This is a genomic window from Pseudomonas sp. LH21, assembly GCF_036549575.1.
GTDB lineage: Bacteria > Pseudomonadota > Gammaproteobacteria > Pseudomonadales > Pseudomonadaceae > Aquipseudomonas > Aquipseudomonas peradeniyensis.
In genome coordinates this window covers 2,273,835-2,293,441 of the sequence record NZ_CP144367.1, presented here as the reverse complement: position 1 = coordinate 2,293,441, position 19,607 = coordinate 2,273,835, and the positions used below count along the sequence as shown (strand labels likewise).

At 63.8% G+C, this 19,607-nt stretch carries 14 protein-coding genes and 1 riboswitch; of the genes, 11 read left to right on the top strand and 3 right to left on the bottom strand.

Going from position 1 to position 19,607, the window contains the following annotated elements; all coding sequences use genetic code 11:
- Positions 1-31 precede the first annotated feature (31 nt).
- A riboswitch (cobalamin riboswitch) is annotated at positions 32-236 on the top strand.
- A 109-nt stretch (positions 237-345) separates the two neighbouring features.
- The 9 genes from VUG52_RS10610 (at position 346) to VUG52_RS10570 (ending at position 12,506) form a co-directional block, all read left to right on the top strand.
- A complete protein-coding gene (locus VUG52_RS10610) occupies positions 346-2,472 on the top strand; it encodes a TonB-dependent receptor (protein ID WP_050706171.1) in 2,127 nt (708 codons plus the stop codon).
- A 90-nt stretch (positions 2,473-2,562) separates the two neighbouring features.
- Positions 2,563-3,468: an AraC family transcriptional regulator gene (locus tag VUG52_RS10605; protein ID WP_050706172.1), complete on the top strand. Its 906-nt coding sequence runs from the start codon at positions 2,563-2,565 to the stop codon at positions 3,466-3,468.
- A gap of 264 nt (positions 3,469-3,732) precedes the next feature.
- A complete protein-coding gene (locus VUG52_RS10600) occupies positions 3,733-5,043 on the top strand; it encodes an ABC transporter substrate-binding protein (RefSeq protein ID WP_262974308.1) in 1,311 nt (436 codons plus the stop codon).
- A 70-nt stretch (positions 5,044-5,113) separates the two neighbouring features.
- On the top strand, positions 5,114-6,037 hold the full coding sequence (locus tag VUG52_RS10595) for a carbohydrate ABC transporter permease (protein ID WP_331832917.1): 924 nt from the start codon (positions 5,114-5,116) through the stop codon (positions 6,035-6,037).
- Between the two features lie 10 nt (positions 6,038-6,047).
- Positions 6,048-6,881: a carbohydrate ABC transporter permease gene (locus VUG52_RS10590; protein ID WP_050706175.1), complete on the top strand. Its 834-nt coding sequence runs from the start codon at positions 6,048-6,050 to the stop codon at positions 6,879-6,881.
- 178 nt (positions 6,882-7,059) lie between these two features.
- A complete protein-coding gene (locus VUG52_RS10585; RefSeq protein ID WP_331832916.1) occupies positions 7,060-8,172 on the top strand; it encodes an ABC transporter ATP-binding protein in 1,113 nt (370 codons plus the stop codon).
- 365 nt (positions 8,173-8,537) lie between these two features.
- The gene (locus VUG52_RS10580; protein ID WP_331832914.1) at positions 8,538-10,013 is read left to right on the top strand and encodes a mannitol dehydrogenase family protein; all 1,476 of its coding nucleotides are present in this window, start codon (positions 8,538-8,540) and stop codon (positions 10,011-10,013) included.
- Positions 10,014-10,029: 16 nt separating this feature from the next.
- Positions 10,030-11,520, top strand: coding sequence for a xylulokinase (gene xylB / locus VUG52_RS10575; RefSeq protein WP_052895965.1), 1,491 nt, complete (start codon positions 10,030-10,032; stop codon positions 11,518-11,520).
- A gap of 41 nt (positions 11,521-11,561) precedes the next feature.
- Positions 11,562-12,506 carry a carbohydrate kinase family protein gene (locus VUG52_RS10570; protein ID WP_050706178.1) on the top strand — a complete coding sequence of 315 codons (945 nt, stop codon included), beginning with the start codon at positions 11,562-11,564 and terminating at the stop codon, positions 12,504-12,506.
- A 113-nt stretch (positions 12,507-12,619) separates the two neighbouring features.
- Here VUG52_RS10570 and VUG52_RS10565 read toward each other — a convergent pair whose 3' ends face one another.
- The 3 genes from VUG52_RS10565 to VUG52_RS10555 are packed head-to-tail and all read right to left on the bottom strand — an operon-like array spanning position 12,620 to position 14,096.
- On the bottom strand, positions 12,620-12,901 hold the full coding sequence (locus VUG52_RS10565) for a hypothetical protein (protein ID WP_050706179.1): 282 nt from the start codon (positions 12,899-12,901) through the stop codon (positions 12,620-12,622).
- The gene (locus VUG52_RS10560) at positions 12,901-13,587 is read right to left on the bottom strand and encodes a DUF4225 domain-containing protein (RefSeq protein ID WP_331832912.1); all 687 of its coding nucleotides are present in this window, start codon (positions 13,585-13,587) and stop codon (positions 12,901-12,903) included. Before VUG52_RS10560 ends, VUG52_RS10565 begins: the two co-directional genes overlap by 1 nt.
- A gap of 23 nt (positions 13,588-13,610) precedes the next feature.
- Positions 13,611-14,096, bottom strand: coding sequence for an Hcp family type VI secretion system effector (locus VUG52_RS10555; RefSeq protein ID WP_050706181.1), 486 nt, complete (start codon positions 14,094-14,096; stop codon positions 13,611-13,613).
- A 448-nt stretch (positions 14,097-14,544) separates the two neighbouring features.
- Here VUG52_RS10555 and VUG52_RS10550 point away from each other — a divergent pair, with 448 nt between their 5' ends.
- Positions 14,545-18,636 (top strand): DEAD/DEAH box helicase, encoded by a 4,092-nt coding sequence (locus VUG52_RS10550; RefSeq protein ID WP_331832909.1) that lies wholly within the window; start codon positions 14,545-14,547, stop codon positions 18,634-18,636.
- Positions 18,637-19,161: 525 nt separating this feature from the next.
- Complete coding sequence (locus VUG52_RS10545; RefSeq protein ID WP_331832908.1) at positions 19,162-19,584, top strand: hypothetical protein; 423 nt, start codon at positions 19,162-19,164, stop codon at positions 19,582-19,584.
- Positions 19,585-19,607 lie beyond the last annotated feature (23 nt).

Sequence of the window (19,607 nt, the reverse complement as noted above, 5' to 3'; positions counted from 1 at the left end):
GAACGATTGACTCCCTGCCCGTTCGATGGTCAGATGCGCGCCAGTTTCAGGTGTCCTGCGCCGCCGCGCGCAGGGTGAAACGGGAAGCCGGTGCGTCGTTGTCACGACAAGTCCGGCGCTGCCCCCGCAACGGTAAGCGAGCGAATCCTTCGACAGACCACTGTGCGCACGCATGGGAAGGTGAAGGCTTCACGCCCCTCGCAAGCCCGGAGACCGGCCTGAGGCTCTACTTGGCAACCCGCGGTGGGCGGGCGCAGGCCGGTATCCGCGTGCGCGCCTGCGTGCGCGCTTCACCGTTGCGTGTTTTCCACCGGGATCCATTTCTTCCTGCAGCAGTGGAACGACATGTCCCGATTCAACAAGCTTCACACCCTGGCGGCCTGCCTGGCCGTGTCCCTGCCGGCGCTGGCCGACGATCAGCAAGCGACGCCCGTCACCCTGCCCTCCACGGCCATCACCGATACCCGTGAGCCACAGGCCATCGACCTGGCCACGCCGACGCCGGCCGGTTCGCGCCTGAACCTCAGCGCCCTGGACACCCCGGCCAGCACCAGCAGCCTGACCGAGGCGCAGATCCAGCAGCGCAACAACCTCACCGTGCAGGACGCCGTGACCCGCTCGCCGGGCCTGACCTTCATCGGCACCCCGGGCGACGGCGGCACCGGCCTGTCGGCGCGGGGCTTCACCGGGCAGAACTCGGTGATGACCCTGTTCGACGGCTCGCGCCTGTATGCCGGCGCCGGCACCCTGACCTTTCCGGTCGACCCGTGGATGGTCGAGCGCATCGACGTGGTTCGCGGCCCCGCCTCGGTGCTGTACGGCGAAGGCGCCACCGGCGCGGTGGTCAACGTGGTGCCGAAGAAGCCGTTCGCCGGCGACATCCACAACCACCTGCGCCTGGGCTACGGCTCCTGGGACCGCCAGCAGCTGGGCCTGGACAGCGGCGGCAGCCTGAGCGAGCGCCTGAGCTACCGCGTGACCCTCAACCAGCAGGCCGGCAACGGCTGGGTCGACCGCACCGACTCGCGCAGCCTGGCCCTCAGCGCCGCCCTGCGCTTCGATGCCAGCGACGACCTGAGCTTCACCCTCGCCCACGAACGCGGCGACGCGCAACCGGCCAACTACTACGGCACCCCGCTGATCGACGGGCACCTGCGCAGCAGCGTGCGCCACAAGAACTACAACGTCGGCAACGACGAGCAGCGCTACCACGACGAGTGGACGCGCCTGACCAGCGACTGGACCCTCAGCGACAGCGTCAGCGCCAGCAACCAGCTGTACTACATCAAGAGCCGCCGCCAGTGGCGCAACGCCGAGTCCTACACCTGGGATGCCGCCAACGGGGTGATCCAGCGCGGCAACTTCTTCGAGATCCGCCATAACCAGGAGCAGCTCGGCGATCGCCAGAGCTTCACCTTCGACCATGGCCTGTTCGGCCTGGCCAGCAAGACCGTGGTCGGCGCCGAATACAACCGCATCCGCTTCAACGTCGACAGCAACTCGCCTTACCACGATGGCAGCAGCGACCCGCTCGACCCGTGGCATCCGGCGCCGGGCGGCTTCCACAGCCTCAGCCCGACCCACGCGCAGACGCTGTCCAAGGTCGATACCTTCGCCCTGTTCGCCGAGAACCGCACCCAGCTGACCGAGCGCCTGGCGCTGGTCACCGGTATCCGCCGCGACCAGAACCACATCGGCCGCGACGACCTGGTCAACAACGCCCGCAGCGACCGCAGCCTGCAAGGCGGCAACTGGCGCGCCGGGCTGGTGTTCGCCCTCAGCGACGACCTGTCGCTGTACGGGCAGTACTCCACCAGCGAGGATGGCGTCGGCGACCTGCTCACCCAGCGGCCGAACAAGCGCCTGGAGCTGACCGAAGCGAAACAGACCGAGATCGGCCTCAAGCAACGGTTCTGGGATGCACGTGGCGAGTGGACGCTGGCGGCCTATCACATCGTCAAGAAAAAGCTGCCGGTGTACAACCCGCTCACCCACGACAGCCAGCAGGCCGGCCAGCAGACTTCCGACGGCCTGGAAGCCAGCCTGGAACTGGCGCTGGGCAACCAGTGGCAACTCTCGGCCAACGCCGCGCTGGTGCGGGCCAAGTACGACGACTTCCTCGAGGAAGGCGACAACGGCACGGTCAACGACCGCGCCGGCAACCGCCCGCAGGACGTGCCACGGCGCACCGCCAACCTGTGGCTGGGCAAGGGCTTCGGCCAGACCGTGGATGCCGGCATCGGCCTGCGCTACGTCGACGAACGCTATTCCAGCGCCGCCAACGACCAGCGCGTGCCGGGCTACACGGTGGTCGATGCCAACCTGGGTTGGCAGGTGCTGCCCGACGTGCGCCTGGGCCTGCAGTTGAACAACCTGTTCGATCGCCAGTACGCCCAGTCCAGCTTCAGCGGCGAGCAATGGCTGCTGGGTGCGCCACGCTCGTACTTCGCCACGCTCGACTACAGCTTCTGAGGCCATTGCCGGCAGCGAGCATTTGCCAGCTGCCCGGCAACACCGCTTCAGGCTAGGATGACACCTCGCCCTCCAGGCCCAGCCACCGCCATGCCCAGACCGAGCAAAGTCACCGATCCGTCCTACGAGCTGATGGACGACCACGAAGGCGCCTCGCTGATCTACCGCCAGCACGGCTTCCCCAGCCCGCTGGTGCGCTGGCATTTCCACAAGGAATACGAGCTGCACCTGATCGTCGCCAGCGCCGGCAAGGTGTTCATCGGCGACTACATCGGCAACTTCGCCCCCGACACGCTGTTCCTCACCGGCCCCAACCTGCCGCACAACTGGATCAGCCAGGTCGGCCCCGAGGAGGTAGTGGGCAAGCGCGACATGCTGGTCAACTTCACCGACGAGGTGCTCGAGGACGGCGGCCAGGTGTTCTCCGAGCTCACCCAGCTTGCCCCGCTGCTGGCCCGGGCGCGTTATGGCATCGAGTTCCGCGATCCGGCGCTGATCCAGGAGAGCCGCCACCTGCTGCAGCGCATCGCCGACAGCCGCGGCATGACCCGCCTGGGATACTTTTTTATCCTCATGGAGCAGCTGGCCGCCTGTGACGACTACCAGCTGCTGTCCACCGTCACCTCCTCGCAGCTGGCCGACGAGCACAACGTCGAGCGCATCAACCGGGCGGTGGACTACATCTTCCAGCACTACGCCCAGGACCTGAGCCAGAACGAGGTGGCCGAGCACCTGGGGATGACGCCGACCTACTTCTCGCGGTTCTTCAAGCAGGCCGCCGGGCGTGGCTTCGTCGAGTTCGTCAACCGGCTGCGGGTGAGCAAGTCGTGCGAGCTGCTGGCCAAGGGCGAGCTGCCGGTGACCGAGGTGTGCTTCGAGTCGGGGTTCAGCAACCTGTCGAACTTCAACCGGCGCTTCTTGCAGCTCAAGGGCATGACCCCGTCCGACTACCGCAGCCTGGTGACCCAGCGGCTGACCGAGCAAAACCGGGGCTGAACGTCATACGCAACCTCCTGTAGGAGCGGCCTTGTGCCGCGAAAGGGCTGCGTAGCGGCCCCGGCGATTGATGCGTTAACGCCGAAACCCTGGGGCCGCTGCGCGCCCCTTTCGCGGCACAAGGCCGCTCCTACAGGGGGCGCGCATACAGCAAAAAAGTATCAGTCAAGGTGCAGGCGAGGCTTTGTCGGCGTCGTCACACAACGGTGTAATCGGCAGCGAGCGACACAAAAACAATAACGTCATCCCCGAGGGAGTTCACCGATGAACGACTCGATCAAGGCCTGCCTGGCCGCCGCCTGCCTCAGCCTGCCGCTGCACGTCCAGGCCGCCGAGCCCCTGACCATCGCCACGGTCAACAACAACGACATGATCCGCATGCAGCGCCTGGCCAAGGTGTTCGAGCAGCAGCACCCGGACATCCAGCTCAAGTGGGTGGTGCTCGAAGAGAACGTGCTACGCCAGCGCCTGACCACCGACATCGCCACCCAAGGCGGGCAGTTCGACGTGCTGACCATCGGCATGTACGAAGCCGCGCTGTGGGGCGCCAAGGGCTGGCTGGCACCGATGACCGACCTGCCCGCCGACTACCACCTCGACGACGTGTTCCCCTCGGTGCGCAACGGCCTGTCGGCCAACGGCACGCTGTACGCCCTGCCCTTCTACGCCGAAGCCTCGATCACCTACTACCGCAAGGACCTGTTCGAAAAAGCCGGGCTGAGCATGCCCGAGCAACCGACCTGGACCCAGCTCGGCGAGTTCGCCGCCAAGCTCAACCACCCCGACCAAGGCCAGTACGGCATCTGCCTGCGCGGCAAGGCCGGCTGGGGCGAGAACATGGCGCTGATCGGCACGGTGGCCAACGCCTTCGGCGCGCGCTGGTTCGATGAGCAATGGAAACCCGAATTCAGTGGCAGCGAGTGGAAGAACGCGCTGAATTTCTATGTGACCACCCTCAAGCAATACGGCCCGCCCGGCGCCTCCAGCAACGGCTTCAACGAAAACCTCGCGCTGTTCAACAGCGGCAAGTGCGCGATGTGGGTCGATGCCAGCGTCGCCGGCTCGTTCGTCACCGACAAGAGCCAGAGCAAGGTCGCCGACCAGGTCGGCTTCACCTTCGCCCCCAAGGAGGTCACCGACAAGGGCGCCACCTGGCTGTATTCCTGGGCGCTGGCGATCCCCACCAGCTCCAAGGCCAAGGAGGCCGCCAGGACCTTCGCCACCTGGGCCACCTCCGAGGCCTACGGCAAGCTGGTGGCCGAGCAGGAAGGCGTGGCCAACGTGCCACCGGGCACTCGTGCCTCGACCTACAGCGACGCGTACCTGGCCGCCGCGCCATTCGCCAAGGTGACGCTGGAATCGCTCAAGCGCGTCGACCCCAACCACCCCACCCTCAAGCCCGTGCCCTACGTCGGCATCCAGCTGGTGACCATCCCCGAGTTCCAGGCCATCGGTACCCAGGTCGGCAAGCTGTTTTCCGCTGCGCTGACGGGGCAGATGAAAGTGGACCAGGTGCTGGCCTCGGCCCAGCAGTCCACCGAACGCGAGATGAAGCGCGCCGGTTACCCCAAATAGCCCATACCGCCGCCTACCGCGCCGAACCCCGGCGCGGTGACCGCCCCTTTCCGATGCACACGGAGTCGCCATGAATACCTCGGCCCTCGACACCCCGAGCCTCGCCACCGCGCGCCCCGGCAAACGCCGCGTCGGCCCCGGCTGGTTCCTGGTCAGCCCTTCGGTGGCGCTGCTGCTGTTGTGGATGATCGTGCCCCTGGGCATGACCCTGTATTTCTCGCTGATCCGCTACAACCTGCTGTACCCCGGTGAAAACCAGTTCGTGGGCCTTGAGAACTTCAGCTTCTTCATCACCGACGCCGGCTTCATGCCCGGCGCCCTCAACACCCTGACCCTGGTCGGCAGCGTGCTGGCGATCAGCGTGGTGCTCGGCGTGCTGATCGCCGCGCTGCTGGAGGCCGGCGAATTCTGGGGCCGCGGCGTGGTGCGGGTGCTGCTGATCTCGCCGTTCTTCATCATGCCCACGGTCAGCGCGCTGCTGTGGAAGAACCTGATCTTCCACCCGGTGTCGGGGATTCTCGCCGCCGTGTGGCGCCTGTTCGGCGCGCAGCCGGTGGACTGGCTGGCGCACTACCCGCTGCTGTCGATCATCCTGATCGTGTCGTGGCAGTGGCTGCCGTTCGCCATCCTGATCCTGATGACCGCCATGCAGTCGCTGGACCAGGAGCAGAAGGAAGCCGCGCGCCTGGACGGTGCCGGCCCGCTGGCGATCTTCTGGCACCTGACCCTGCCGCACCTGGCCCGGCCAATCGCCGCGGTGGTGATGATCGAGACGATCTTTTTGCTGTCGGTGTTCGCCGAGATCTTCACCACCACCAGCGGCGGCCCGGGATACGAGTCCACCAACCTCGCCTACCTGATCTACAACCAGGCGCTGCTGCAGTTCGACGTCGGCATGGCCTCGGCCGGTGGCCTGATCGCCGTGCTGATCGCCAATATCGCCGCCATCGTGCTGGTCCGCATGATCGGCAAGAACCTCACCGCGCGCAGCTGAGGAGCCCGCCATGCTGACACTCAAGCAAACCCGCACCCTGAAGAACGCGCTGCTCGGCCTGCTGTGCTGGGCCATCGCCCTGGTGATCTTCTTCCCGATTTTCTGGATGCTGCTGACCAGCTTCAAGACCGAGCTGGACGCCTTCGCCACGCCGCCGCAGTTCATCTTCGCGCCGACGCTGGAGAACTACCTGCACATCAACGAGCGCAGCGACTACTTCGCCTACGCCTGGAACTCGGTGCTGATTTCGTTCTCGGCGACCCTGCTGTGCATGCTGATCGCGGTGCCGGCGGCCTACTCGATGGCCTTCTTCGAGACCCGCCACACCAAGCGCACGCTGTTGTGGATGCTATCGACCAAGATGCTGCCGCCGGTGGGCGTGTTGATGCCGATCTACCTGCTGGCCAAGCAGTTCGGCCTGCTGGATTCGCCCCTGGCGCTGATCATCGTCTACACCCTGATCAACCTGCCGATCGTGGTGTGGATGGTGTACACCTACTTCAAGGACATCCCCGTGGACATCCTCGAAGCCGCGCGGCTGGACGGCGCCGGCACCTGGCAGGAGATCGTCCGCGTGCTGCTGCCGATCGCCCGCGGCGGGCTGGCCTCGACCTTGCTGCTGTCGTTGATTTTGTGCTGGAACGAGGCGTTCTGGTCGCTGAACCTGACCTCGTCCGCCGCCGCGCCGTTGACTGCGTTGGTGGCGTCCTATTCGAGCCCTGAAGGGTTGTTCTGGGCCAAGCTCTCGGCCGTCTCGACCCTGGCCTGCGCGCCGATCCTGATCTTTGGCTGGATCAGCCAGAAGCAGCTGGTGCGCGGGCTTTCGTTTGGGGCCGTCAAATGATGCCGAGGCCCCTGATTTCGCGTTTGGCGTGGGAGCGGGCTTGCCCCGCGATCACCGGCTACGCCGGTGCCATCCACCGCGCCGCCTGCATCGCGGGGCAAGCCCGCTCCCACGCTACCCGCTCCCACGCCAGCCCCTTTCCACGCCCCCTTTCCACGCCTTGACGAGGACACCCCCCATGGCTGACCTGAAAATCCGCAACCTGCACAAAGGCTTCGATGGCCACGCCATCATCAAGGGCATCGACCTGGACGTGCGCGACCGCGAGTTCGTGGTGTTCGTCGGTCCCTCCGGCTGCGGCAAGTCCACCCTGCTGCGCCTGATCGCCGGCCTCGAGGAGGTCAGCAGCGGCAGCATCACCCTCGACGGCGCCGACATCACCGACACCGCCCCGGCCAAGCGCGACCTGGCCATGGTATTCCAGACTTACGCCCTGTACCCGCACATGACCGTGCGCAAGAACCTGTCGTTCGCTCTGGATCTGGCCGGCGTCGGCAAGCAGGAAGTCACCGCCAAGGTCGACAACGCCGCGCGCATCCTCGAGCTGCAACCGCTGCTCGAACGCAAGCCCCGCCAGCTCTCCGGCGGCCAGCGCCAGCGAGTGGCAATCGGCCGGGCGATCGTGCGCAATCCGAAGATCTTCCTGTTCGACGAGCCGCTGTCCAACCTCGACGCCGCCCTGCGCGTGCAGATGCGCCTGGAACTGGCGCGGCTGCACCAGGAGCTGGCCGCGACCATGATCTACGTGACCCATGACCAGGTCGAGGCGATGACCCTGGCTGACAAGGTGGTGGTGCTCAACGGCGGGCGCATCGAGCAGGTTGGCTCGCCGCTGGAGCTGTATCACCACCCGGCCAACCTGTTTGTCGCGGGGTTTCTGGGGACACCGAAGATGGGCTTTTTGCGTGGGCACCTGAGTCGTAACCAGGGCAGCCAGTGCGAGGTGGCGCTTGAGTGCGGCGCCCGTATCGCCCTGCCGTTGTGCGCGGGGGAGCTGCTTACCGGTAGCCAGGTGACGCTGGGGATTCGCCCCGAGCACCTGAACATCGACCGTGCCAGGCAAGGTACCCAAGGCTCGCTGCAGGTGACTGCCGATGTCAGCGAGCGACTGGGCAGCGACAGCTATTGCCATATGCGCGCCGCCTCCGGGGAAATGCTCACCGTGCGAGTGCGCGGGGACTTCGCACCAGCCTTTGGCGAGGCGCTGGAACTGACCTTCGATCCCGCCCACTGCCACCTGTTCGACAGCAACGGCCAGGCGATCGACAAGCGATTGCAGCAGGTGGCCTGAGGTGTTCACCGAGAGGGTTGTGGCGCCTATGAGATCGAGCGCCGCCCGCGCGGCGCATCGCGGCACAAGGCCGCTCCTACATCTGTTTCGGGCCAGTCAATCCTGTGCCATTACCTGGTCCGCCTTGTTGGCCCGACGCGGTTTCAGCGTGGGCACCACTGCCGCCTCACCTGCCTCAAGACATGCACCAAGGCGGGCAACCATGGCCTGACAGGTTCGGTACGTTGCAACAAATGTAGGAGCGGCCTTGTGCCGCGATGCGCCGCGCGGGCGGCGCTCGATCTCAAGAACGCCACAAGGCTCCCGTCAAGCACCTCGCCGCCATCACGCGATCCAACATGACCTCGATAAGGAATGCCCCCAGCATGAAACTCAGCCACTCCAACCTCAACCACCTCCCCCCCACCGTAGCCCGCCCCAGCTACGACCCAACCCAGCTACGCCAGGGCATCGTCCACATCGGCGTCGGCGGCTTCCACCGCGCCCACCAGGCCGCCTACACCGACGCCCTGATGAACTGCGGCGAAGGCCTCGACTGGGCCATCTGCGGCGTCGGCTTACGCAGCGAAGACCGCGCCATGCGCGACGCCCTGGCCGGCCAGGACCATCTCTACACCCTGTTCGAACTGGGCGACCAGCCCGACACCAAGGTACGCGTGATCGCCGCCATCAACGGCATGCTGCTGGCCGAAGACGGCGCCGAACCGCTGTTGGCCAAACTGACCGAACCCGGCATCCGCATCGTCTCGCTGACCATCACCGAAGGCGGCTACTGCATCGACGACAGCACCGGCGAGTTCCGCGCCGACCTGCCGCAAATCCAGCACGACCTGGCCAACCCGCAATCCCCGCAAAGCGTGTTCGGCTACCTCTGCGAAGCCCTGCGCCGCCGCCGCGAAGTCGGCACCGGCCCGTTCACCGTGATGTCCTGCGACAACCTCCCGCACAACGGCGACGTCGCCCGCAAGGCCCTGCTGGCCTTCGCCCAGCGCCTCGACCCCGACCTGGCCGACTGGATCGCCAGCCACGTCAGCTTCCCCAACGCCATGGTCGACCGCATCACCCCGATGACCAGCTCCGCCCACCGCCAGCAACTGCGCGAGCGCCACGGCGTCGACGATGCCTGGCCGGTGGTGTGCGAGCCGTTCTTGCAATGGGTGGTGGAAGATAATTTCGTCGCCGGTCGCCCGGCCTGGGAAAAGGTCGGCGTGCAGTTCACCAACGACGTCACCCCCTATGAAGAAATGAAGATCAAGCTGCTCAACGGCAGCCACCTGGCCCTCACCTACCTGGGCTATTTGCAAGGCTACCGCTTCGTCCACGAAACCCTCGCCGACCCGCTGCTGCGCCGCTACATGCGCACCTTCATGGACCAGGACGTGACCCCGCAACTGGCCCCGGTGCCCGGCATCGATCTTGAGCGCTACAAGCAAAGCCTCGGCGAACGCTTCGCCAACCGCGCCATCGCCGACCAGCTGGAGCGCGTGTGCTCCGACGGCTCGTCGAAGTTCCCCAAGTTCATCGTGCCCACCGCCAACCGCCTGATCGCCGACGGCAAGCCGCTGGAGCGCGTGGCCCTGGTGGTGGCCGCCTGGGCCCTGTACCTGCGCGGCGAAGACGAGCACGGCAACCGCTACGGCATCCCCGACCCCCGCGCCGCCGATTGCCAGGCCCGGGTGGTGCAGCGCGACGGCCTGGCCGCCCGGGTGCTGGGCGACGAGGCGATCTTCGGCAGCGCCATCCCCGCGTCCAAGGCTTTCGTCAGCGCCTTCGAGCGCCTGTACGACAGCTTGCGTGAAGTCGGCGTGAGTGAAACCCTGCGCCAGGTCCTCGGCGACTAACACGGAGTGTTTCGAAATGGACGGATTGTTCCTCGGCATCGACTGCGGCACCCAGGGCACCAAGGCCCTGGTGCTGGACGCCGGCAGCGGCCAGGTGCTTGGCCTGGGCAGCGCCGCCCACGCGCCGCCCCAGGGCCGTGACGGCCGGCGCGAGCAGGATCCCGCCGACTGGCTGGATGCCTTGCGTGCGGCGGTGGCCGCTGCCTTGCGTGAAGCCGGTGTGGATGGCCACGCGATCCGCGCGCTGGCGGTATCCGGCCAGCAACACGGCCTGGTGATGCTCGACGCCCAGGGCCAGGTGCTGCGCCCGGCCAAGCTCTGGTGCGACACCGAGAGCGCGCCCGAGAACCAGGCACTGCTCGATGCCCTCGGTGGCGCCCAAGGCTCGCTCGAACGCCTCGGGCTGGTGATCGCGCCAGGCTATACCCTGTCCAAGTTGCTATGGACCAAGCGCCAACATCCCGAGCTGTTCGCCCGCCTCGCCCATATCCTGCAGCCCCACGACTACCTGAATTACTGGCTGACCGGTCGCGTCTGTACGGAGCCCGGCGACGCCTCCGGCACCGGTTACTACGATGTGCGCCGACGGACCTGGGCGCCCGATGTCCTTCAGCACATCGAGCCGGGCGAGCGTCTTTTGGCTGCGCTACCTGAGTTGGTCGAATCCGGCGATGGCATCGGCACCCTGCGCGAACAGACCGCCACTGCCCTCGGCCTGAGCCCGCAGACCTGGGTGACCACGGGCGGCGGCGACAACATGCTCGGCGCCATCGGCACCGGCAATATCGCCCCCGGCATGATCACCCTGAGCCTCGGCACCTCCGGCACCCTGGCCGCCCACGCCGACCAACCCCACGTCAGCGCCCAGGGCGAAGTGGCGACCTTCTGCGCTTCCAGCGGCGGCTGGTTGCCCTTGATCTGCACCATGAACCTCACCAGCGCCTGCGCCCTGGTGCGCGACCTGCTGGCGCTCGACCTCGAGCGTTTCACTGCCCTCGCCGCCCAAGCCCCGATCGGCGCCGACGGCCTGCTGATGCTGCCCTTCTTCGACGGCGAGCGCGTGCCCGCGCTGCCCGAAGCCACGGCCAGCCTGCACGGCATGACCAGCGCCAACCTGACCCGCGCCAACCTCTGCCGCGCCGTGCTCGAAGGCACCTGCTTCAGCCTGCGTTACGGCCTCGACCTGCTACGTACCAGCGGCCTCCAAGGCAGCGAAATCCGCCTGGTCGGCGGCGCGGCAAAAAGCCCGCTGTGGCGCCAGACACTGGCCGACCTGCTCGGCCTGCCAGTGGTATGCCCCCAACAGACCGAAGCCGCCGCCCTGGGCGCCGCGATCCAGGCCGCCTGGAGCCTCGGTCGCCAGCTGGGCCAGGGCGACAGCCTCGAAACCCTGTGCAAACGCTGCGTCGCCCTCGACGAAAGCACCCGAACCCTGCCCCGTCCGGCGCAACAGGCCGAGTACGAGGTCGCCTATCAACGCTACCGGGAGCAACTGCCTGCGCGCTGAGTGCGGGTATCCTTCCCTAATCTTTCGTTCTGGAGAACTGCATGTACCTGGTGTGTGGCGAGGCCCTGTTCGATGTCTTCAGCGTGGAAAACAGCAACCGCAGCAGCGAGCTGGGGTTTACCGCGATTGCCGGCGGATCGCCGTTCAACGTGGCCGTCGGCCTGCGCCGGCTGGGCGTGGAATCAGCGTTGTTCGGCGGGTTGTCCAGCGACTACCTCGGTGCCCGGCTGCGCCGGGTGCTGGAAGAGGAACGGGTGGACTGCCGCTATGTGGTAACCAGCGGTGCACCGACCACCTTGGCCATGGTCGGGCTGGATGCCAATGGCTCGGCGCAGTATCAGTTTCGCGGTGAAGGCTGTGCGGATCGGCAGGTGACGCTGGCGCATCTGCCGGAGTTGGATGAGCATGTGCGGGGGATCCATGTGGGCTCGTACACCCTGGTGGTGCAGCCCGTGGCCGATACGCTGATGACACTGGTGGAGCACGAGCGGGACCGGCGGCTGATCAGCCTTGATCCGAATGTGCGGCTTAATCCGCAGCCGGATGTGGCGCTGTGGCGGCGGCGGGTGGAAGCGTTTGCCGGGCATGCGCATGTGATCAAGGCCAGTGAGGAAGATATCGCCCTGCTCTATCCAGGCCGGGAGACGCGTGATGTGGCGCGAGGCTGGCTGAACGATCGCTGCCGACTCGTTTTCATCACCCATGGAGCAGACGGAGCCAGCGTGCATTGCGCACATGGTTCATGGCAGCGCCCGGCGGATACGTCGTTGCCGGTAAGCGACACCGTCGGCGCCGGTGACACCTTCCAAGCCGCCGTGCTCGCCTACCTCGCACGCCTAGGTGCAGACAGCCCGGCCGGTGTGGCGAAGCTCCCTCATGAAACCATCGATGCAATCCTCGCCTACGCAATCCATGCCGCAGCGATCACCTGCTCACGAACAGGCCCGAACCTGCCCTTCGAGCATGAGCTGCCACCTATAGCCTAACCCAACCCAAACGCCGCCCCCTGTAGGAGCGGCCTTGCGCCGCGAAAGGACCGCAAAGCGGTCCCGGCGATTTCAGCCCAAACCACCATCACGACCTCAACTACTCCAACCACTCAAGCACTGCCCCTAGAAGGCATTGCCCCACAATGCAGAAGCACCCCAACCAACGCCGCCCACCCGACAATGATGTTTTCCCTGACAAACTCCGGCTGATACCCAAAAAACAAAAACCGGTCAAACTCCAGGACTCTCATGTAATAGGTAATAAAGAAAAGATTATAAATCAGACAAATACAAAACAACCCATAGCCGAGACGCGGTCCTGAACACTTGGCGCGCAAGACAAATGCCGAGCACACGCCAAGCACCACGCACACGACAAACAGCCAAGCCATTATCTATCCCTCAACTCGACGATAACCTGCTCTCCTGTCAGCATATCGATTCCCACCTCGAAGACTATCGAATGAGCACTCATGGTTTTTATTGCGCGGGCTTTGTCGGCCTCTATGTAACGGAACAACCGCCAGGTGCCCGACCTCAACACCAAACGGCCCAGACTATACGCCGACAGTCCCAGATCCAGGACGCCGTAGGCCACGTTACCGTGGGCATTCACCCCGCCCGCTGCTACCGCCAGATCCTGATAAACCCTGCGCACAGGCCCAACTGTACCGCCACGTCCGTTTACAATGTTAAGACCGTTTTCATAGATATTGTTCGCGCCGTGCAAGATCAATGGCAAACCTCCAATCATGCAACCAGCGCCCAGTGACAGCTTGCAGACAGCCACGCCTGTACTAATTTGCAAAACACCTGCGGTCACCCCCGCTACCAGCTTTGAGTACTCCCAGACCTGCGCGAGCAGTTCGCGATACGCTTGTTCAAGGGCATCGCGCCCCTCCTCCGCCGAGAGGTTACCCGTACGCACCTCATCGACAACCGCTTGCCCAAGGTAGGCAATTTCCTGGGTGAACTGAGCTCTGAGAACGCCATCGTCCAAATGCCGCGCACCTACTTCGCAGGCATACTGGGTCAGGCGAGCCGCCAGGCTGCTTAGCTCCCAAAGGTCATGGTCCATGCTAGAGCTGCGATCGTCGTCCCTCATCGACTTTCGCCCCACTTTGCATGACCGCTGGTGTTGGCAATCAGATGATGCCACTCGATTGATCCATAGCGAATAGCGAGATATTCCTGAGGTTCCTGTGCATTGAGCAAAACCGAGTGAGGCACTTCCAGGCGCTGATCCACAACAATCGCGTCTGACAGCTCAACCTTGAAATAACACTCTTGCTTACCCGCAGCGTTGATACGGTACAAATTGAGGCGACACTCCATTGTTTCCCGGCTGGCCAATGCCTCCGCCAACAACGGGGTCGCTTTGTCTATGTATTTGGTTATCAGAATTGGGCGATGCGTCGCGCGTTCGGTATTGCCCATATTGGAAAAATTATGGCTAAACGAAAGCACCATGATTTCGTCCACATGAGCGATTTGGCATCGACCGCCAATTGAGTCGGTTGTTGAGCAACCTGCGGAGATCAGGCCTTGACGCCGCCCTTTAATAGACATGTAACCGTGATGAGCCATTTCGCCAACTCCCTGTAGGTGAAGGCTCGAAGGCTATGAATTTAGAACCTACCTGTATGTAGGACCCTTCTGAAACACATGTACCGAATATTTTAAAAATATTTCCAATGTAACGCCTTGATCAAAATAATTCGCCCGCATTGTTATCTCTAACCAGCCAAGATATACGCCGCCCCCCTCTGTAGGAGCGGCCTTGCGCCGCGAAAGGACCGCAAAGCGGTCCCGGCGATTTCAGCCCCAAAAGCGTGCGGCCAAGTCACCGTCCAAACGCCCGCATTGAAGCGATGCCTGGTGCTATCCTCTTTCACCGGATTTTTCGCATTCCGAATCAAGTACTGCACCAGGTAGATACAGAGCCAAGTTGCTGCCAAGGCCGACGTCAGCGCGGGCATCACCCGGTGGCTTGAACCATGGCACCCGTGCCACAACCGCATCAAAGAGATCCAGGATGTCCCTTAGCACCCTCTCCCCCCATTCGCTGCCTGATCATTGCAAGGCTGTTCTCTATGCGCTGGTAACCTCGGTGCCTGGCAAAGGTAAGACCTCGCTGCTCAAACTGCTGCGGGCCATGGAGATCCGTGACGATGGTGGCAGGCTGCTTGACGCCACGACCTTGCCCGCCTTGCTGGAGTGGTTGCAAAGCCAGGGCTGGGTCGAAGTGGAGCAGCGCAACGAAGGGCAATATTTCTGCGTGACGGCACAGTGTCGTAACAGCGTGCTCCTCAGCCTGCTGGGCACAGCCGAGGGGAACCTGTGCTTGAATCAGATCAACGCCAGGTTGCCTGCACTTGGGCAATGGCAAATGCCTGGCAGACCCCGAGTACTGCAAGAACTCTGGCTACACCTGCTGAGCGGCGACAGTCAGCGACTGCCGGACTCGCTGTACCTGTCGTACAGGGTGCTCCCCGTGAGCGAGTGGCATGCCCAGCACCCTATGCGCCTGCTGCAACGCGATCCGGCCGGGCGGGAAGTGATCGGCAAACTGCACGAGACGGTACGTGGGCTGCTGATCGAGGATCACCTGCGCCTGAACAACGACCTGCTGGGGCCGGCAGACGAGAGCTATGCATTGGCCAAGCAGGAGATGGCACTCAAGCCGTCCCTCGCATTGCGCCTGCAACTGGTTCAACAGGCGCTTTGGCGTGGCGATTGGGGGGCGCTGCAACACTATGGCGAGCAAGAGCTGCCGCTGACAACACAGTGCCTGCAGTCGCTGCTGCGCGGCCAGCCTAACGAAACCCTGCGCTTGCTGCGGGCCTGGCTCACCGATCAGCGCAAACAGACCAAGAAGCGCAAAATCGACCTGCCACCGTTGCTCAATGCACTGTACTGCCTGGCGCTGATCGCTGAAAACGACAGCCAGCACTATGCTGCGCTCAAACAGGCACTGGTTCTGGGCACAAAGGAAAACTACGGCAGTGCTTATCCGGCGCTCTATCAGGTGTTCGAGCGCTTGCAAGGCAACACGCCGGACTTGTCCTACCTGCGTTCAACCACGCTCAACGGCCTGGATGGGCTGATGCTCTCCCTGGCACTGTACTGGCTGGATGCCCCGCTCGCGCGTGGGCCCGATTGGCGCGCAAAGCTGGAAGGTTACCGAGGCGAACTCGATCAACAGGGTTACAACTGGCTGGCGGCAGAATTCGACGCCCTGATCGCCATGCAATTCGGCGTGCCCCGGCAGCTTCACGACCTGCATCACGATGCAGGTCTCAAACCACTGACTGCGCTGCTTCAGCGCCAGGAAGCCTGGCAGCATGCCCTTAGCGCACTGAGTCAGCTGAAACCGGCCAATGCACCGGTCGCCGCGGCTGGCAAGAAGAGCACCCGCCTGGCGTGGTTATTAAGTCTTCATCGCTATGGCAACCAGCTTGAGCCACGCGAGCAGAAACTGGGGGCCAAGGGACAATGGAGCAAGGGCCGCCCCGTGGCACTCAAACGCCTGATGGACGAGGGCGACAGCCTGGACTTTCTCTGCGAGCAAGACCGCCAGGTGATCAGCGCGATTCAAGTCAGCCAGTCCTACTACCACACCGAGTACGAATTGCCGCTTGGCACGGCCCTGCCCAGGTTGGTCGGTCATCCGGCGTTGTTCTGGCAAGATGCCCCTGACACACGCATCGATCTCCAGGCAGGCGAAGCCAGCCTGCACCTTCAGGCCGAGGACGGACAGATCCATCTGCGTCTCGAGCCTCCGGGCGTCGTCACCGCCGAGACCTTCTACATTGATCAGCAGACACCGACCCGCTTGCAGCTCTATCCGGTCAACAGCGATCTGCGCCAGATCGCCAGGATCATCGGCGACGGCCTGCGCGTACCGCAATCGGGCAAGGCGCAACTGATCGAAGCCATCAGTGCCATCGCACCGCTGCTACCCATCCATTCGGACCTGCCCGAGCTCTCGGTGAACCTTGAACAGGAACCTGCCGATACGCGCCTGTACGCGCATTTGCTGCCACTTGCCGAAGGTTTGCGCTTACAACTGCTGGTGCGCCCTTTGGCCGAGAGCAGCTGGTTTCGCCCGGGCCAGGGCGCGCAGAACCTGCTTGGCGAGCGCGACGGCAAACCCTTGCAGGTCTGCCGCGACCTGGCAGGCGAACGCCAGACACTGCAACAGGTACTGCATGCCTGCCCCGGCCTGGCCAACGCCAATAGCGATGGCCAGGAATGGCAGCTGGACCAGCCTCAGGATGCCTTGCAGGTACTCGGCGAACTGCATGCATTGGACGGCAGCTTGCTGCACTGCGTCTGGCCAGAGGGCGAGCGCCTGCGCATAAAGGGCCGCGTGAACCTCGACGCGCTCAAGCTCGGCCTGCGCAAACAGGGTGACTGGTTCATCCTGCAAGGGGAGGTCGCACTCGATGACGGCAAAGTGCTGCAACTGCGCCAGCTTCTGGAACTGCTCAAGGCCAGCCCCGGACGCTTCCTCAAGCTCGACGAGCGTGACTGGCTGGCGCTTGACAAGCGCTTGCGCAAACACCTGGAGGAACTGGCGTATCTGGCTGATCGGGTCACGGACCAGGGCCTTCGCCTCAGCCCGCTGACGACCCCGTTGCTGGCCGGGCTGGCCGCCGAGGTGAGCGAGTTCAAGGCCGATAAAAGCTGGCAGGCGCACCTCGAAAAACTGCAGTCGATGCGCGACCACCAACCTCAGCTCCCTCGCACCCTTCAGGCCGACCTGCGCGCCTATCAGCATGAGGGTTTCACCTGGTTGGCACGCCTGGCTCAATGGGGTGTCGGCGCATGCCTGGCCGACGACATGGGCCTGGGCAAGACGGTACAGCTTCTGGCCGTTCTGCTGCAGCGGGCCGCCGGTGGCCCGCAACTGGTCGTGGCACCGACGTCGGTAACCCTCAACTGGCAGGCTGAGAGCCGGCGTTTCGCGCCACAACTGAAACTGCATCTGTATCAGCAAGCGCGCAGCCTGGCAGATCTCGGCCCCGGCGACCTGGTGATCACCAGCTACGGGTTGCTGCAGCAGGACAGCGCAGCCTTCGCCGCCTGCCACTGGCACAGCGTCGTGCTGGACGAGGCCCAGGCCATCAAGAATGCCCAGACCAAACGCTCTCAAGCGGTAATGGCCTTGCAGTCCGATTTCCGCGTGGTCGCCACTGGCACCCCGCTGGAAAACCACTTGGGCGAGTTGTGGAACCTGTTCCGATTCATCAACCCAGGGCTGCTTGGCAGCCAGGAACACTTCAACAGCCGCTTCGCCACCCCCATCGAGCAGGGCGATGCAGCAGCCCGACGGGCCCTGAAAGCGCTTATCCAGCCCTTTATCCTGCGCCGCCTGAAAAGCCAGGTGCTCGACGAATTACCCGCGCGCACAGAGATCACCTACAAAGTACCGCTGTCCGATGAAGAGGCTCACCTCTATGAGGCCCTTCGCCAGCAAGCGGTGAGCAATGTCTCTGATCTGGCGCCCGGAGCAGGTAGATCATTCCAGATACTGACGGAGATCACCCGCCTGCGCCGGTTCTGCTGCCACCCAGCCCTGGTAACTCCGGGCTCGACCCTGCCTGGCAGCAAGTTCCAGGCTGTCACCGCGATCGTCGAAGAGCTTTTGGACAACGGCCACAAGGCCTTGATCTTCAGCCAGTACGTCGATCACCTGAGTATCGTCCGTACCTGGCTCGATGAAAAAGGCATCGCCTACCAGTACCTCGACGGCAGCGTGCCCGCCAAGGAACGGGAAAGCCGAGTCAATGCCTTCCAGGCTGGCGCGGGTGAAGTCTTCCTTATCAGCCTGAAAGCTGGCGGCAGCGGCCTTAACCTTACGGCCGCCGACTATGTAATCCACCTCGATCCCTGGTGGAACCCGGCGGTGGAGGATCAGGCCAGTGACCGTGCCTATCGCATCGGCCAGCAGCGTCCGGTGACGATTTACCGGCTGGTAGCCGAGAACACCATCGAAGAGCAGATCGTCGCCCTGCATGCGCGCAAACGAGACCTGGCCGACAGCTTGCTGGAGGGTGGTGAAGTGAGTGCCAAGCTGGATGCCGATGCCCTGTTGGCGCTGCTTGCGGGCTCGTTGCAATGATTGGGTGGGTATAACTCAGGGTTGCCAGGAAGGTAAGGCACGCAGCAAGCCTCACCCGGCAACCCGAACGGTATTTCCTTTTACCCAGCAATTCAGACTCGCAAAGCTGCTCGATCATCGCCGCGTTATTCGTAACGCGCCCGGTAAAGCATGGCCACGAGCCTTGAACGGACAAGGACGTCAAGGATCATGGTCAAGCAACTCCAGACTGTTGTTCATCCAGATATCTTTGTGTCACACGGGCTACAAAAAACGTAAACAACCTCACTTTAGTAGCCCAAGGGCTACAAGATTAAAGAGACGAAAGCACGTTTCGCGAAGATCAATCGGCACCATCGAAATCATCGTGGGAGCGGGCTTGCCCCGCGATGCAGGCGACACACGGTATGACACCTGCTGCAACTCTAATTGCAGTTGCAAGACCACCTTGGATCGTTACACGGGTAAGTCCAAAGGATGATGTCATTCGGATATCAAGCCACGCTAATCTAGGGAGACGGCCAGCGAACAACAAGGAGTAACGCCATGCAGTACATTACCCAGGTCGATAACACTCTCTGGGCACTGATCAGCCGCTTGCAGGGCAAGGAGTTGCAAACGCCCTCCAACGCCAGCAATACCCGCTTCAGAATCGCGTCGGTCAACGACAACCACGTAAGAGTGGTAACCGGTACGAACAACAGCTCGATCACCCTGACCCGTGTGGCCTTCCAGCAAACGCTGGATTATCTGGCCAGCAACCGACATTTCGGTGAAGCACACGCTGTGGAGATTCGCTCCAATCAAGCGCCAGCTATCGCCGGCCCGCTTTGCCACGCCGCTCGTCGCCAACCCGATGGCCGTCCAGGCACCGTCGTCATCACCTACATCCTGCCGATACTGGAGCACTGCCAGGCTGTCGCTATTCAGCGTGACGCCAGGCCGACCAGCACCTGGCTGGTGCCTTGAGCCCACCCCAACTTGCATGGGGG

Bases quoted from the DNA above. Each gene is read 5' to 3' on its own strand.
- VUG52_RS10610 (WP_050706171.1), top strand. From the start codon at position 346: ATGTCCCGATTCAACAAGCTTCACACCCTGGCGGCCTGCCTGGCCGTG.
- VUG52_RS10605 (WP_050706172.1), top strand. From the start codon at position 2,563: ATGCCCAGACCGAGCAAAGTCACCGATCCGTCCTACGAGCTGATGGAC.
- VUG52_RS10600 (WP_262974308.1), top strand. From the start codon at position 3,733: ATGAACGACTCGATCAAGGCCTGCCTGGCCGCCGCCTGCCTCAGCCTG.
- VUG52_RS10595 (WP_331832917.1), top strand. From the start codon at position 5,114: ATGAATACCTCGGCCCTCGACACCCCGAGCCTCGCCACCGCGCGCCCC.
- VUG52_RS10590 (WP_050706175.1), top strand. From the start codon at position 6,048: ATGCTGACACTCAAGCAAACCCGCACCCTGAAGAACGCGCTGCTCGGC.
- VUG52_RS10585 (WP_331832916.1), top strand. From the start codon at position 7,060: ATGGCTGACCTGAAAATCCGCAACCTGCACAAAGGCTTCGATGGCCAC.
- VUG52_RS10580 (WP_331832914.1), top strand. From the start codon at position 8,538: ATGAAACTCAGCCACTCCAACCTCAACCACCTCCCCCCCACCGTAGCC.
- xylB (WP_052895965.1), top strand. From the start codon at position 10,030: ATGGACGGATTGTTCCTCGGCATCGACTGCGGCACCCAGGGCACCAAG.
- VUG52_RS10570 (WP_050706178.1), top strand. From the start codon at position 11,562: ATGTACCTGGTGTGTGGCGAGGCCCTGTTCGATGTCTTCAGCGTGGAA.
- VUG52_RS10565 (WP_050706179.1), bottom strand. From the start codon at position 12,901: ATGGCTTGGCTGTTTGTCGTGTGCGTGGTGCTTGGCGTGTGCTCGGCA.
- VUG52_RS10560 (WP_331832912.1), bottom strand. From the start codon at position 13,587: ATGGACCATGACCTTTGGGAGCTAAGCAGCCTGGCGGCTCGCCTGACC.
- VUG52_RS10555 (WP_050706181.1), bottom strand. From the start codon at position 14,096: ATGGCTCATCACGGTTACATGTCTATTAAAGGGCGGCGTCAAGGCCTG.
- VUG52_RS10550 (WP_331832909.1), top strand. From the start codon at position 14,545: ATGTCCCTTAGCACCCTCTCCCCCCATTCGCTGCCTGATCATTGCAAG.
- VUG52_RS10545 (WP_331832908.1), top strand. From the start codon at position 19,162: ATGCAGTACATTACCCAGGTCGATAACACTCTCTGGGCACTGATCAGC.